At 28.8% G+C, this 15,691-nt stretch carries 14 protein-coding genes; 8 read left to right on the forward strand and 6 right to left on the reverse strand.

Annotated features, from left to right (window positions below):
- Positions 1–202 precede the first annotated feature (202 nt).
- Both SHK09_RS11565 and SHK09_RS11570 read left to right on the forward strand, forming a co-directional pair.
- Complete coding sequence (locus SHK09_RS11565) at positions 203–2,125, forward strand: DUF3857 domain-containing protein (RefSeq protein ID WP_319810942.1); 1,923 nt, start codon at positions 203–205, stop codon at positions 2,123–2,125.
- A complete protein-coding gene (locus SHK09_RS11570) occupies positions 2,125–4,089 on the forward strand; it encodes a transglutaminase domain-containing protein (protein WP_319810943.1) in 1,965 nt (654 codons plus the stop codon). Before SHK09_RS11565 ends, SHK09_RS11570 begins: the two co-directional genes overlap by 1 nt.
- 47 nt (positions 4,090–4,136) lie before the next feature.
- Here the strand turns inward: SHK09_RS11570 and SHK09_RS11575 are convergent, their stop codons facing one another.
- Positions 4,137–4,670, reverse strand: coding sequence for a CPBP family intramembrane glutamic endopeptidase (locus tag SHK09_RS11575; RefSeq protein ID WP_319810944.1), 534 nt, complete (start codon positions 4,668–4,670; stop codon positions 4,137–4,139).
- A 96-nt stretch (positions 4,671–4,766) separates the two neighbouring features.
- Complete coding sequence (locus tag SHK09_RS11580; protein WP_319810945.1) at positions 4,767–5,222, reverse strand: Lrp/AsnC family transcriptional regulator; 456 nt, start codon at positions 5,220–5,222, stop codon at positions 4,767–4,769.
- Between the two features lie 153 nt (positions 5,223–5,375).
- Here SHK09_RS11580 and SHK09_RS11585 point away from each other — a divergent pair, with 153 nt between their 5' ends.
- Together SHK09_RS11585 and SHK09_RS11590 are read left to right on the forward strand one after the other, a co-directional pair.
- A complete protein-coding gene (locus SHK09_RS11585; protein WP_319810946.1) occupies positions 5,376–6,575 on the forward strand; it encodes an aminotransferase class V-fold PLP-dependent enzyme in 1,200 nt (399 codons plus the stop codon).
- 11 nt (positions 6,576–6,586) lie between these two features.
- The gene (locus SHK09_RS11590; RefSeq protein ID WP_319810947.1) at positions 6,587–7,219 is read left to right on the forward strand and encodes a MarC family protein; all 633 of its coding nucleotides are present in this window, start codon (positions 6,587–6,589) and stop codon (positions 7,217–7,219) included.
- A gap of 142 nt (positions 7,220–7,361) precedes the next feature.
- Here SHK09_RS11590 and SHK09_RS11595 read toward each other — a convergent pair whose 3' ends face one another.
- Positions 7,362–8,384 (reverse strand): metal-dependent hydrolase, encoded by a 1,023-nt coding sequence (locus tag SHK09_RS11595; RefSeq protein WP_319810948.1) that lies wholly within the window; start codon positions 8,382–8,384, stop codon positions 7,362–7,364.
- Between the two features lie 82 nt (positions 8,385–8,466).
- Here SHK09_RS11595 and nhaC point away from each other — a divergent pair, with 82 nt between their 5' ends.
- Entirely contained in the window at positions 8,467–9,936 is a 1,470-nt protein-coding gene (nhaC, locus tag SHK09_RS11600; protein ID WP_319810949.1) for a Na+/H+ antiporter NhaC, read from the forward strand.
- Between the two features lie 46 nt (positions 9,937–9,982).
- Positions 9,983–10,375 carry a GNAT family N-acetyltransferase gene (locus tag SHK09_RS11605; RefSeq protein ID WP_319811141.1) on the forward strand — a complete coding sequence of 131 codons (393 nt, stop codon included), beginning with the start codon at positions 9,983–9,985 and terminating at the stop codon, positions 10,373–10,375.
- Between the two features lie 22 nt (positions 10,376–10,397).
- Here the strand turns inward: SHK09_RS11605 and SHK09_RS11610 are convergent, their stop codons facing one another.
- Both SHK09_RS11610 and SHK09_RS11615 read right to left on the reverse strand, forming a co-directional pair.
- Positions 10,398–10,634 carry a hypothetical protein gene (locus SHK09_RS11610; RefSeq protein WP_319810950.1) on the reverse strand — a complete coding sequence of 79 codons (237 nt, stop codon included), beginning with the start codon at positions 10,632–10,634 and terminating at the stop codon, positions 10,398–10,400.
- Between the two features lie 293 nt (positions 10,635–10,927).
- Positions 10,928–12,886: a putative porin gene (locus tag SHK09_RS11615; RefSeq protein WP_319810951.1), complete on the reverse strand. Its 1,959-nt coding sequence runs from the start codon at positions 12,884–12,886 to the stop codon at positions 10,928–10,930.
- 144 nt (positions 12,887–13,030) lie between these two features.
- On the opposite strand from SHK09_RS11615, the gene SHK09_RS11620 reads away from it, so the two are divergent.
- Together SHK09_RS11620 and SHK09_RS11625 are read left to right on the forward strand one after the other, a co-directional pair.
- Positions 13,031–13,630, forward strand: coding sequence for a ribonuclease HII (locus SHK09_RS11620; RefSeq protein ID WP_319810952.1), 600 nt, complete (start codon positions 13,031–13,033; stop codon positions 13,628–13,630).
- 197 nt (positions 13,631–13,827) lie between these two features.
- Positions 13,828–14,880 carry a nucleoid-associated protein gene (locus SHK09_RS11625; RefSeq protein WP_319810953.1) on the forward strand — a complete coding sequence of 351 codons (1,053 nt, stop codon included), beginning with the start codon at positions 13,828–13,830 and terminating at the stop codon, positions 14,878–14,880.
- An 86-nt stretch (positions 14,881–14,966) separates the two neighbouring features.
- Here SHK09_RS11625 and lipB read toward each other — a convergent pair whose 3' ends face one another.
- On the reverse strand, positions 14,967–15,671 hold the full coding sequence (gene lipB / locus SHK09_RS11630) for a lipoyl(octanoyl) transferase LipB (RefSeq protein WP_319810954.1): 705 nt from the start codon (positions 15,669–15,671) through the stop codon (positions 14,967–14,969).
- Positions 15,672–15,691 lie beyond the last annotated feature (20 nt).

Genomic DNA, 15,691 nt, shown 5'->3' on the forward strand with positions numbered 1-15,691 from the left:
ATTAATTTAATAAAAACTTAAATTTATGAAAGCAGATAGACCTTGTGGATGTGGACTTACATCTGATGCAAATGGAAATTGCGACGGATCACACGCAAATAAATAGTATAAGAAACTATTTATTTTAAAATTATAATTAAAACCCAAAACGAAAGTTTTGGGTTTTCTTTTTATATTAGCAGCGCTATATAAAAAGAACATAATGAATAAAAAATTTTACCTCGCATTTATAACTGTATTATTTACTATTAGTATAACTTTAAGTCAAGAAGATAATTACAGTGCATTAACAATTCCTGCTAATTTAAAAGAAGATGCAAATGCAGTTGTTAGAAATAGTTCTATTGAAATTACAATAGAAAATTTTGACAAGATGCTTGTTAAGAAAAGAGAAGTAGTTACTGTTCTTAATAAACTAGGAAACGTAGATGCAAGAATTTCTGAAGGTTATGATCTAGACACTAAAATAACAGATTTGTCTGTTAAAATTTATAATGCTTTTGGTAAAGAGATTAAAAAATACAAAAAACGAGATTTTCTTGATGTTAGTGCAGTCTCAGGCGGAACTTTATATTCAGATTCTAGAGTTAAATATATAGATTATACGCCGGCTTCTTACCCTTATACTGTTGTTTTCGAATCTGAATACAAAACATCTACAACAGGTTTTATACCTTGGTGGCAACCCATAAACGGTTATTATGTTTCTGTAGAAAAGAGTACTTACAAGATAAATAATCCTAATAAAATTCCTTGGAGAACAAAAAAAACAAACTTTAACGATTTTGACGTAAAGGAAAATGAGTTAGATACAGAAATTACCTTTTCTATAGAAAATCAACCAGGTTTTAAATATGAAAACTCAGCTGTTCATTTCAGAGAAATTCTACCAAAAGCAATTGTAACTTTAAATAATTTTTCTTTAAAAGGTGTGCCAGGTCAATATAAAAATTGGAACGAATTTGGTTTATGGATGAACTCTAAACTCTTAAAAGGAAGAGATGTTCTAGAATCAGGAACAGTTACAAAAATTAAAAATTTAGTAGAAGGTATTAAAGATCCTTTAGAAAAAGCAAAACTTGTATACGAGTTTATGCAAAATAAAACGCGCTATATAAGTGTACAAGTTGGTATTGGTGGTTGGGAACCAATTGCTGCAAACCAAGTTGATAAAGTTGGTTACGGAGACTGCAAAGGTTTAGCAAATTACACAAAAGCTTTATTAGATATTGCTGGGGTTACTTCTTATTATACAATTGTATATGCAGATGAAAAAAGAGATATCGATAAAGATTTTACGTCAATGCAAGGAAATCATGCGATTTTAAATATACCTAATTCCGAAGTTTCTGGTGGGAAAGATATTTGGTTAGAATGTACAAGTCAAACAATGCCTTTTGGTTTTTTAGGTGATTTTACAGACGATAGAAATGTGCTAGTAGTAACACCAAAAGGAGGAATTATAAAAAGAACAACTTCTTATAAAGACGAAGAAAATTCACAAAAAACAATTACAGAAATTCAATTAAACAAAGATGGTTCTTTAGCAGCTAATTTAAAGATTGTTTCTAAAGGTTTGCAATATGATGATAAACAGGGTTTAGTTACTTTAAGTGAAGATGAATTATTTAAGAGATATAAATCTAATATTTGGAGCTACAATAATAACTTAGAAATTGAAACTGCAACTTTAGAAAACGATAAAAATAATATTGTTTTTACGGAAGATATAAAAGCAACTATAAAAAATTATGCAACTGTAAATGACACAGAATATCTTTTTAGAGTAAATGTTTTTAATAAAAACAGTTATGTGCCAAAAAGATACAGAAAAAGAAAATTACCTCTAAAAATTAGCAGAGGTTATAAAGATGAAGATTTTTATACTATTGTTTTACCAGAAGGTTACGTTTTGGGTGCTATTCCGTTAGAAAAAGAAATATCTACTAAGTTTGGAAGTTATAAGGTTAGTCTTAAAAAAATAGATGAAACTTCTTTTAAATATCAAAAAACTATAATAATAAAAGAAGGAGTCTATTCTAAGGAAGATTATAAAGTCTACAGAAGTTTTAGAAAAAGTATTGCTAAATATGAAAATTTAAGAATTGCAATTATTAAAAAATAATGAGAAAGAAAAAAGTACTACTAGTATTATTACTAATTAGCCAATTTATAGTATTGGCACAAGATTATAAATTCGGAAAAGTAAGTAAGGAAGAATTAAAAGAAAAATTTTATCCATTAGATTCTACAGCAGATGCAGCATATTTGTATAAGAGTAGAAGAACTTATTATGACTATGTTCAAAATATGGGTTTTCAGCTGGTAACAGAAATTCATGAAAGAGTTAAAATCTATACAAAAGAAGGTTTTGATATGGCTACAAAAGCCATAGTTTATTATACACCAGAATCAGGAGAAGATGAAAGAGTTAATTCTATTAAAGGCTACACTTTTAATCTGGTAGGAAATAAAATACAAAAAGAAAAACTTTCTCAAAAGAGTGTTTTTAGAGAACAACTAAACAGATTTAGAACTTCTAAAAAAATTACAATGCCTAAAATTAAAGAAGGTAGTGTAATAGAAATTAAATATAAATTAATTTCACCGTACATTCAATCTATTAATGATTTTCATTTTCAACATCATATTCCTGTTAAAAAACTAGAAGCTCAAGTAGAAATACCAGAATATTTTGTTTTTAACAAGAAAACCATTGGTTATTACAATGTAAAATTAATTAAAGAATCTAAAGGAGGTAGAATAGGAGATACTCAATATGGAGTAAATGTTTTTAAGTTTGATGAAGATAATATACCAGCTTTAAAAAATGACGAGCCATTTGTAAGTAATATTAGTAACTATAGAGCAGGTATGAAGTTTGAGTTGACTCAAATGAATTTTATTAGTATTGGAGGAGATTTTAAGACATTCTCTAGTTCTTGGTCTAACGTTAGTAAGCAAATTTACAAATCATCTAGTTTTGGTGGCGAGTTAAGTAAATCTGGTTATTATAAAGACGATTTAGAAAAAATTCTGACAGAAAATACAACAGAAACAGACAAGCTTTTAGCTGTCTTCCAATTTATAAAAGGAAAAGTAAAATGGAATGAATATTATGGAATTTATTCAGATAAAGGTGTTAGAAAAGCTTATAAAGACAGGGTTGGTAATGTTGCAGATATTAATTTAATGCTTACATCTATGTTGCGTTCTGCGGGTTTAAATGCAAACCCAGTTTTAGTAAGTACCAGAAATAACGGAGTTCCTGTTTTTCCAACAATAGATGGTTTTAACTATGTAATTTCTATGGTAGAATTAACTAATAGAGGTTATGTGCTTTTAGATGCTACAGAGCCTTACAGTACTCCAAATATTTTACCAAAAAGAACATTAAATTGGAATGGTAGAAAAATAACAAAAGAAGGAAATTCATCTTGGGTTAAATTAACTTCATCTAAGCCAGCTGCAGAAGATAATAATTTAATGGTAACCATTTCAAAAGACTTATTAGTAACTGGTCTTTTTAGAACTAAGTATTTTAATTTAAGTGGTTTAACCTATAGAAAAAATCATAATCATTTAACAGAAGAGTCTGTTATTAATAGTTTAGAAGAAAAAAATAATTTAGAAATAGAAGAATTTAAATTAATAAATGAGAACCTAATAGGTAAACCAGTAATAAGAAATGTAAAATTTTCTAGTGACAATTTAGTTGAAAGTATTAATGGTAAAATATACTTAGAACCAATGTTGTTTTTAACTCAACATACAAATCCTTTTAAATTAGCGGGAAGAAAGTTTCCTGTAGATTTTACAACTCCTTGGAAAGTGAAAAATATGGTTTCTATTAAAATTCCTAAAGGTTATAAAGTTGAAAAATTGCCAGAAAGTATAGCTGTTGGTTTACCAGAAAACCTAGGTGTTTTTAAGTTTAAAGTTAAAGAAAGTGGCGGAAAAATAAATACAATATGTGTTTTACAATTTAATAACGCAATTATTGCTCCACAATATTACAATGCATTAAAAGACTTTTATGGTCAGATTGTGAAAAAGCAATCTGAAAAAATAGTGTTAGTAAAACAATAATTTCTAAGAAATAAAACCCAAAACGAAAGTTTTGGGTTTTATTTTTTTTAAGAAGGAAAACCAAGCATGTTTCCCATACCAACAGTAAATAACCAGCAACCATAAATACTATGTTCTATAGAAACTAGAAATGTAGATTTTGTTTTTTTAAATGTAATTGCAAATAAAACTCCGCCAATAAAAGTAAATAATATAACCAATGTATTTTTAAAGAATAAATGTGCTAAAGAAAATAATAGGGCGTTTATAAATATAAATAAGCGCTCATTTTTAAACAACTCTTTATAACGTTTAAAAAAGAAAGTTCTGTATAATAGTTCTTGCGGATATACAGAAAATAACGAATAAAAAAGTAAGATAATAACCCATAATTTTGGCTTGTTTAGCATTACAGAAAATAAATTTTCATTGTCTGTATACCAAACAAAAAAGGTTGTTATGGTAGCTATAATTAGTAGTTTTATAAGTGTCGAAATCCAAAATGCAGGCCAATTAATATTCTTCTCAATTCTAACTTTAATCTTTTCAACCTTAAAAAGAATATAAGTAATGTAAATAAAACCAGAAACGCCAATTATCATTTTTAAAAGCGGAGCATAGTCAAAAGCAAAGCTTATTGGTATTAAGACAAAAATGATAAAAAGTTCGAGAAATTTATAACGAGTAGCTTGCATAATTTATAAATTTATAGCGGTTGTGTTTTTTACTTGTTTAATAGCAAAGGTACTATGTGTACTACCAATATATTTTATGGCAGTTAATTTTGTAACCATAAAATTTCGGTAAGTTTCCATATCTTTTACGTAAATTTTTAAGATATAATCGTAATCTCCACTTACATGAAAACACTCAGAAACTTCTTCCAATTCTAAAACCTCACGTTCAAATGTAGTTACATATTCTTTAGAATGCTGAATTAGTTTTATATGGCAAAAAACCAAAAACGACTTTTCAATTTTATTTTTGTTTATAATGGCTACATACTTTTCAATTACCTTTTGGTTTTCTAATTTTTTAATTCTTTCATAAACTGCAGTTACAGACAAATTTAATTGAAGAGACAATTGTTTTGTAGTTTGCTTACTGTCTAGTTGTAATAAATTAATTAGTTTCTTATCTGTAGTATCTAGCATATGAATTTTCTAAAAAAGGAGACTTAAATTGTGTTTTATAGTTTTTAAAATTAAATATTGAATCAAATTTAGAAAAATAATCTATATTTAATACTTTATGTTGTTTTAATTTCTAATTAATTGTCCTTTTGTATTGTATTAAAAACTACAATTATGAAATTTAACCCAGCAGATAAAATTCAAGATTTACAATATTTTGGTGAATTCGGAGGAGTAAATCCGTCAATTTCAGATTCATCTACGTATACATTTATTTCGGCAAAAACCATGTTCGATACTTTTGAGGGAAATGCAGATGGTTGCTATTTGTATTCACGCCATTCTACACCTTCAAATTTATATTTAGGCGAAGCCTTAGCAGCAATGGAAGGTACAGAAACAGCAAATGTTTCAGCATCTGGCATGGGAGCAATTACACCTGTTTTATTGCAGTTAGTTGGCGCAGGAGAACATATTGTTTCTAGTAGAACTATTTATGGTGGTACGTATGCATTCTTAAAAAACTTTACACCAAGATTAGGCATAGCAACTACATTTGTAGATATTACAAAATTAGATGTTGTAGAAGCTTCAATAACAGAAAAGACAAAAGTTTTGTATTGCGAATCTGTTAGTAATCCGCTATTAGAAGTGGCAGATATTGTCGGTTTATCCGCTTTAGCGAAAAAATATAACTTAAAATTAGTTGTAGATAATACATTTTCTCCATTGTCTATTTCACCAGCAAAACTAGGTGCAGATGTAGTAATTCATAGTTTAACAAAATTTATAAACGGATCTTCAGATACTGTTGGAGGTGTTGTTTGTGGAACACAAGAATTTATAAACGATTTAAGAAATGTAAACAGTGGCGCAAGTATGTTATTAGGCGCTACAATGGATTCTTTAAGAGCTTCTTCTGTCTTAAAAAATATGAGAACATTGCATATTAGAATGAAACAACACAGTTTAAATGCAGCTTTTTTAGCAGAAAAATTTGAGTCTGATGGCTTAAAAACAGTATATCCAGGTTTAACATCTCATCCTTCTCACAAACTATTTAAAAGTATGATGAATACAGAATATGGTTTTGGCGGAATGTTAACGCTAGATGTTGGTTCTATTGAAAAAGCAAACGAGCTAATGGAGTTAATGCAATATAAAAACGTAGGATATTTAGCAGTAAGTTTAGGCTTTTATAAAACGTTATTCTCAGCACCAGGAAGCTCAACATCATCAGAAATACCTGTAGAAGAGCAAAAAGAAATGGGACTTTCAGACGGATTAATCCGTTTTTCTATTGGTTTAGATAATGATATTGCAAGAACCTACCAGATAATGAAAATGTGTATGAAAGAAATAGGAGTTTTATAATAATAGTAACAATGAACGAAGTAATCGCATTCGGAATTTTATCATTTACGTCTTTTTTTACATTGATAAATCCATTTGGTACCATGCCCATTTTTATGACAATGACGGCAGATTTAGATAAAAGTCATAGAACAAAAACGGCTCAAAAAGCATCTATAGTAAGTTTTATAACCATTATAATTTTTGCGTTTTCTGGTCAGGTTTTATTTAATTTCTTTGGTATTTCTGTAAATAGTTTTAGAGTTGTTGGTGGTGTAATTTTCTTTTTAATGGGAATGGATATGCTACAAGCAAGACTAGGAAAAGTAAAAGTAAAAGAGTCTGAAATTAAAACCTATGTAGACGATATATCTGTAACACCTTTAGCAATTCCTATGATTTGTGGTCCTGGAGCATTAACAAATGCAATTGTTATGATGGAAGATGCAGATTCTATAGAGAAAAAAGGAATCTTAATTTTTGCCGCTTTTGCAGTTATTCTTTGTACTTATTTAATACTTTATAGTTCAACCAAAATTATAAAAATTTTAGGGCAAACCGGCATAAATGTAATGATGCGTTTAATGGGTTTAATTGTAATGGTAATTGCTGTAGAGTTTTTCTTTAGCGGGTTAAAACCAATACTTTTAGATATTTTTAAATAATTTATAAAGTTTCATAGTTTTGGCGTTACCACAAGGGTCAGGCTTTCGTTACTCGCTTTTTTATTTTTAAACAAAAATAAAAAGAGCTCAAACAAACCACTCAATCCTTAACGCATATTGCTACTCTAAAAAAGGCAGTTATTTAAATACCTTTTAAACGTTCTATAAACTTAGCAAAATCTTTAGAGTTTGGTGGGTTTCCATTAAAAGGTAAAATATCCCATTCTTTATTTTTAAAATATATTGTAAAATTAAAAACAGAAGTATCTAAATTATCAGGATCTAACATTGGGTAACGTAAATCTGTGTACTTGTAAGTACCAATTTTATCCTTTTTAGAAATTTTATAATAATTATTACTAAACCAAGCGAGTGTTTTTAGATTTTCATCATTCATATTAACCAAATTATGGTCTTTATCAATGGTAATAATTTTATTCGCAGTAGCACTTTTATCTAATAAAGAATAAAAAGTAAGATAATATTTATCTTTAGTTTCTGCAACGGCATACCATAAAATAGTATTTAGAATACTTGGTTGAGCAGAAAATCGATCGAAAGCAATACCTGCTTTATTAAAAGATTTTTTAAAAACGGAATCTATATAAATTTTATTTCCAAGCGTAAAAAGCATGTAAAAAGAACTAATATAGATTCCTGCTTTAGTCCATTTTAATCTTTTAGAATCTGTTCTTTTAAAGAATAAAACAACAATCATACAAATTAAAAAAGGTAATGTATATAGAGGGTCTACAACAGAAATATTATTAAAAGCAACTCTGTAATTAGAAAATGGCGCAAATAATTGTGTACCATAAGGCGTAAAGCAATCTAAAAGCGGATGTGTAAAAATAGCCCAGAAAAAAAGAGTAATCCAACCTTTTAGATTTGTAGAGTTAGTTCTTTTACCTGTGTTATATAAACGGTAAGTAATCCATCCGAAGAAAAAAGAACCAAGTATTGCAAACAAAATAGAGTGCATAAAACCACGATGAAAAGCCATCGCTTGAATTTCGTTGTTATATAATAATTTACCAATAAAAACATCTAAATCTGGTATTGTACCGCCAATTGCACCAAATAATAAAGCTTTGTTTCCAATCTTTTTACCAAGTACAATTTCGCCACAAGCAGCGCCTAAAATAATTTGAGTTAAGGAGTCCATCAAGCAAAAGTAAGTCAACCAAATCAATTTGCATAGCTTCTTCTAAAATCGTAACATTACAACACCAAAATTAATGTATAGAATGCAAGACGAAAAAAATCTTTCAGAAATAAAAATTGAGGATCAAAAAATTATAGACAACAAAGAATTAAACCTTTTAGAATCTTTAGTTCCGGTAGTAATTCTAATGTGTTTATTAGCTTATAATATCTTTTTTGTTGAAGGACAAGAATGGTTTGGTGCGTACACAAATCAATACATTTTAATAATGGGAGGTTTGGCAGCGGCAGCAGTTGGTTTTTTAAATAAAGTACCTTTAAGCAACATGCTTGCAGAAATTTGGGAAAATTGGAAGAGTGTTTTTGTACCAATAATGATTTTATTTTTAGTTGGTGCTTTGGCAGGAACTTGGTTGGTTAGTGGTATTATTCCTGCAATGGTTTATTACGGCTTGCAGGTTTTAAGTCCAGAAATATTTTTACCAGCATCTGTAATTATTGCTGCAATAATTTCTATTGCAACAGGAAGTTCTTGGACAACTTCAGCAACCGTTGGTATTGCCCTAGTTGGTATTGGTAGTGCCTTAGGTATTCCTTCTGGTATGATTGCGGGAGCTGTTATTTCTGGAGCTTATTTTGGAGATAAAATGTCGCCTCTTTCAGATACAACAAACTTAGCACCAGCAATGGCAGGTACAGATTTGTTTACTCATATAAAATATATGGCAATAACAACAGTACCAACAATTATAGTAACTCTAATTGTATTTGCTGTTTTAAGCGGAACAATAGATACAACAGGAAGTGCAGATATTAGCAATTTACTAGCTACAATAGATAATACATTTCATATAACACCTTGGTTATTTTTAGTACCAGGAATTGTAATTGCTATGATTTTAATGAAAACAAAACCATTAGTTGCTTTAGGAACAGGTGTTGTCTTAGCAGCTATTTTTGCATTTATTTTTCAAAGTGATGTTTTGGGAACTTTATCAGACTCTAATTTTCAAGCAATTGTAAATGCTATTTTAACAGATGTAAATATAGAAACAGATAATGATAAATTATCAGAATTATTTTCTTCTGGAGGAATGAACGGAATGATTTGGACGATTTTATTAATAATCTGCGCCATGGTTTTTGGTGGAATTATGGATGCAATTGGTGCGTTAGCAAAAATTACAAAGAGTTTGCTTTCTGTTGCTAGTTCTGTTTTTGGTTTGTTTGCAAGCACAGTTATTAGTTGTTTAGGTTTAAATGCAATTGCATCAGACCAGTATTTAGCAATTGTAATACCTGGTAAAATGTTTAAAAAAGCATATGAAGATAAAGGTTTAGCACCAGAAAATTTAAGTAGAACTTTAGAAGATTCTGGTACTGTAACATCTGTTTTAATTCCTTGGAATACTTGTGGAGCATACCAATCTACTGTTTTAGGAGTTTCTGTTGCAGATTATGCTATTTATGCAGTTTTTAATTATTTAAGTCCGTTTACTACCTTATTATTTGCGGCTTTAAATATTAAAATAAAGCAATTAATTAAAAAATAGTATAATTGTTAATGCTTTAGTTTCTGTTGCAACTAGACTCACAGAAATAGCATTAGAATCGAAAGCGTTTTGGGGTTATTCTCGTGAGCAATTAGATAGTTGGCGAGAAGATTTAACCGTTGCTTCGCAAATGTTAAAGGATTGTACGGCATATAAATACTGTATAGATTTAGATATTGTAGGATTCTATATTTTGAATAGCAAAAATATTAGAATTCCTATTCTCGAATTTTTATTTGTTTCTTCTAAATACATAAAACAAAATATTAGTAAGCAGTTCTTAACACATGCAATATTAAAATGTATTGGTAATTCTGCTGCTGCTTTAAAAGTATTCTTAGACCCAAATGCAAAGGCTTTTTATTTAAAATATGGTTTTAATTTAATTGCAGAAATAGAAAGTAATACCCTAGAAGGTTTTTACCAGAATTGGAATTAAAGTTTCTAAAGAATATCTAAAATTATTTCTTTTTAGGGAGATTTAAAATTGCAGAAATTAACAAAAGAATCCACGGAGTTCCGTGAAGTAAAACATCAAACCAATCTTTAGTTTGCATTACGTGTTCGCCAGAAAAAGCATTTCCACCCATAATCCATTCCATTTTACCTAAAATATGTGGCGGATTAAAAGGAGCTAAACCTAAAGTTAAACTAGCCAATAGAAAGAGTTTCCAATTGTTTTTAAGTTTGTTTTTCATTTTTTCTTAAATTAAAATTTTTGTAAATCGAAAAGATAAAAATTATAGATGATTGAAAAGTAATGTAAGTTAAAATTCTAAAGAAGAAGCCAAAACTATATTTGTCATTTATAAAATACATCAAAGTAACGTAAATAATAATTATTGATAAATTTAGTAAAATAAAAGTTGCTAAATGATTCCATTTAAACAGTAGTACTAGACTAAGAATACTTGTTATTAGTAAAATTAATATAAATGAAAAGATTAAAGTCATAACGTAATAAGCTCAAGACCTTTATTTTATGAATAATTTATATAAACCAGTTCCAAACCAATCCAAAACGGATTGTTAAATCTCTGTAAGGGTAATTAGGTGCAGAAAAATAATTTTTATCAGAAAAACTAGAGGTTGCATTATCTACTTTAAGATATAAACGTGTTCTTCGTACTTGTGCGTTAAAGAAAACATCAAAAGTAGGAAAACCTATCTGCTCATCATTTTGAATCCTAAACTCAGCTAAAAGTGGGTTATAAGCATTTGCATTATATTTTGTAAAATACTTAAAAGTAACACCAATATTTACCAGCATTGGTTTCCCTTTAAACCAATAATCTGTGTAATAAAGAGTATTTCTTGTTACAAATTCTGGAACCCTAAAAACAGAACTTCCACTACTTACGTTTTGATACATTAAGGTATTGTCTAAAGCAAATTTGCCAAGTCTAAACTCTCTGTTAGCTTTTACTTTTAAATATGTTATTTGATCTGTAAATTGCTGTGGCCTGCTATTTTCATCAAAGTAAGTGTAGTTGTCTAAATTGGTAAAGTTTAAAGAAGCATTTATCCATTTAGAAGCAAAGTCGAAACCTAAATCTTTTGTGTTTACGTTGCTAAAATCTTTCTGCCAGTTGTAAGCGTCATATTCACTTTGGTGCAATAAGGTATTAAAGTTTGGCGATTTAGAACTAATTAATAAAGTACCTCTTACACTAAAAATACTATCTTTTTTAAATAGCGCCTCACCTTTTAAATAGTTACCAGAAAGTCTTCCGTTACCAGGAGTTACGCTAGCATCTGCATTTAATTGAAAGTTTTTAATTTTAGCATTCCAATCTGCACCAAAAGAAATTGCATTTCCTTCAATTTTTAATTTATTAATAGCGCTGTTACTATTCAAAATAGTATCATAACCATAAGAATAACTTGTTAGATTTGTTTTCGCTTTAAACTTACCTAAAACATATTTAGAATTAAATTCTATGTTCAATTCATTATTTGTAATCTTACTTGTTGCCTCTTTATCATCTGGGTTAGACGAATTTGCATCACCAAAAAAACCAGTTGTTAAACTTGTTTGAATAAATTCGTACGTTTTATTTTCAGTCATAAAAATATGACCAATTTTTAGGTTGCTAAAATCTTTATTATTTATAGAATCTTTACTAGAAACTAATTTGTAGCTCTGTTCTAAATAGACTCTTGTACCATCAAACTGACTTTCTGTATTATCTAAATTAACATCTAAACGCGCTCTTGTAGTAAAATCTGGGTCGTTTTCTGTAAAATTAACCAAAGACTCTGCAGTTAAACCACCACTTTCTTCATTAAAGAAATCTTGTGCTGTTAAATGACCTCTAATTTGATATTGGTCTTCTTTGGTTCTATAATGAAAGGAACCTCTAAAATTACCATTACTAACTAAAGATTGTCTGTAAGCACCTAAAGAACGAATACCTTTGTAAGAAAGAGATACGTTTAATCTTTTAGAGAAGTTTAAGGAAAACAAAGCATCTAAAACTTGCCCTTGTTGCAAACCAGTTCTGTAAAGAATCTCTGTAGTTGGTGTAGGCACTTCGTAATATTTTATATCTTCAATATCTAAGTAACTTGCTTGTTTAGCAGAAAAACCAAAACCAGGTAATCTGTTAATACTATTAAAACTATAGCCTAAGTTATTTAGAGTTTGGCCTTGATTATGAAACTCTAAGAATTCAAACAAATCTTTTCTTAAGTAATTAAACTTGTATTCTTTTTGCAGAGTAAGCGTAGTATCTATATAGGTAATGTCTCCTTTATGAGAAAAAACCTTATAATCTGTATATTTAGTTTTACCAGATAATGTTACGTTAATTTCGCCAGAAGTATCGGTAGAATCTCTTAAGATATTAGCGCCATTACCAAAACTACCTTGACCAAGCCCACCTTGAGAAAACAAGCTAGTACAAATAAAAAGGCTAATTAATAAAGTGAGTATTATGTTACTTTTCATATAGAATTTCTTCGTGAACAAATGTAAAATAATAAAACGAAAGTAATAGTTAATAATTATCTCGAAAATTGTTAATTATAAATTTAGTTTTTCGAACTTAATTTAAGAATAGAAATCTAGCAGAAAATTTCTTTTCTTTGCAGCATGTTAAAACTTAATTATAGTGGTTTCCCTTTAGAAGTAGGTACAGATGAAGCAGGTAGAGGTTGTTTATCTGGGCCAGTTGTAGCAGCAGCAGTTATTTTACCAGAAGGTTTTTCACATCCTTTTTTAACAGATTCTAAACAACTTTCAGAAAAAAAGAGAGAAGAAGTAAGACCTTTTATAGAAGAAAATGCTTTGGCTTTTGGTGTTTCTTTTGTTTGGCAAGAAGAAGTAGACCAAATTAATGTTTTACAAGCATCAATTACAGGAATGCATCGTGCTATAGATGCTTTAAAAATTATACCAGAATTTATTATTGTAGATGGTAATAAGTTTAAGAATTATAAAGAAATTCCGCACGAAACTATTGTAAAAGGAGATGCTAAATATTTAAGTATTGCAGCAGCATCTGTCTTAGCAAAAACATACAGAGACGATTATATGAAGAAGATTCATAAAGAATTTCCTATGTATAATTGGGCAAAGAACAAAGGCTACCCAACCAAAGAACACAGAAATGCAATAAGAGAGTTTGGTGCAACAGATTATCACAGAAAAACATTTAGACTATTACCAGAACATATTAAATTGAAGGTCTAATTTTTTTTAGAAGCTATTTCCTGCTTTCGCTACTCGCTTTTTTTATTCTTAAAAAAGAATAAAAAAGAGCTCAAACAAACCGCTCAATCAGGGCTAGACTAATTTGCCTGCTTTCAGAAAAATAATTTTAGAAACTCATTAATTTATTTCTTAATTATTAAAAAACTTCAACTATTTTTACGCTCTAATTCTATAAGATGATTAAGAAAACACGTGCAGAAATTACCAAATGTATCCTTCATAAAGTAGCAAATAAATTTAATAGTGGTCAGAATGTTTTTTCAGATGACTTAATTCGTTTCGATCAAGAGAGTTACGATTTAATGAAAAACTTTTTACTAAAACCATTTGGCAGTTTAACGCAAAGTTATCGTTTTACAAAACATGAAGATGTACGTTTAAATCAACTAAATAATTTTGCTTCAGAAGTTTTTAAAGAAGAAGGTTCATTTGTAGAATACTCTAAAAGTATTGTAAACCATTTGTTCGAACAATCTAATTCTGCTCAGATAAAAACAGGAGATGTAATAGTTGTTTTTATAGAAGGTATAGAACACAAAGATGTTTTAACAGAAGCAATTGGTATTTTTAAAATAGAAAATAAGACAGATTTCTTTCAAACATATTTAGACGATAATGAAAGTTTCGATGTTGTTGTTCAAAAAGGAATTTCTACAAAGAGAATAGACAAAGGTTGTTTAATCTTAAACACAACAGATGAAGAAGGTACTGTTGTATTATCTGTAGATAATAATAATTACGATGCACAATATTGGGTTAAGAATTTCTTAGATGTAAAACTTGCAGACGATTATAATTCTCATACACAGAGTTATTTAGAAATGTGTAAAGAGTTTTCAGAAGAAGTTATTAAACCAGAGTTAGGAATGCAAGAACAAGGTAACTTTCTTGCAAATACAGTAGATTATTTTAAAGAAAATGAATCTGTAGATTACGCTACTTTTAAAGACGAGGTTTTCGAAGACGAAAAGCACAAAGAAAAGTTCGACGATTATAAAAAACATTTCGAAGAATTAAATGATGTGTTAATTAGAAATAATTTTGATGTTTCTGGCGTTGTTTTAAAGAAAGAAAAAAACAAGCTAAAAACAGAAATTAAATTAGATACAAACATCAACATTAAATTAGATGTAGATGCACCAGAAGCAGCTTCAGAATATTTAGAAAGAGGATATGATGAAGAAAAGAAAATGAAATATTATAAAGTCTATTTTAACGAAGAAAAATAGTTTTTAAGTAAGATATTTAAAAAGTAAAACCCACCAGTATTTTTAAAATATTGGTGGGTTTTACTTTATAAATGGTTGTTAAATAATTACTTTGTAATAAACTCTTCTACCTCGAACAACACTTTAAAATGAGTTAAAATTTTAGATTTTACTTCTTCTAAATCTAGTTTTTTACCCAATTCTGCTTCCATAGAAGCAACTGCTTTTCCACGAATTCCGCAAGGAATAATATTATCGAAATACCCTAAATTAGTATTTACGTTTAATGCAAAACCATGCATAGTAACCCAACGAGAAGAACGGATTCCTAGCGCACAAATTTTACGAGCAAAAGGTGTACCAACATCTAGCCAAACACCTGTTTCGCCAGCACTTCTTTCTCCTTTTAAGCCATATTCTGCAATGGTTAAAATAATAGATTCTTCTAATAAACGAAGGTATTTATGTATGTCTGTAAAGAAATTTTCTAGGTCTAAAATAGGATAGCCAACAATTTGCCCAGGACCATGATAAGTAATATCTCCACCACGGTTTATCTTATAAAAGGTAGCTCCTTTTTCTTCAAGTTGTTTTTCGTTTAGTAATAAATTACTTAAATCGCCACTTTTACCTAATGTGTAAACATGTGGATGTTCAACAAATAAAAAATGATTTTCTGTTTCTTGTTTAAGATTATTTCTTCTGTTATCAATTTTTACATCAACAATTTCTTGTAGTAATTCAGTTTGATAATCCCAAGTTTCCTTGTAATCTTTAGACTTTAAGTCTTTAAGTAGTATGTTTCTGTTCATATTATCGACTACAAAGGTAA

The organism is Polaribacter sp. PL03 (assembly GCF_033875165.1).
Classification (GTDB): Bacteria; Bacteroidota; Bacteroidia; order Flavobacteriales; family Flavobacteriaceae; genus Polaribacter.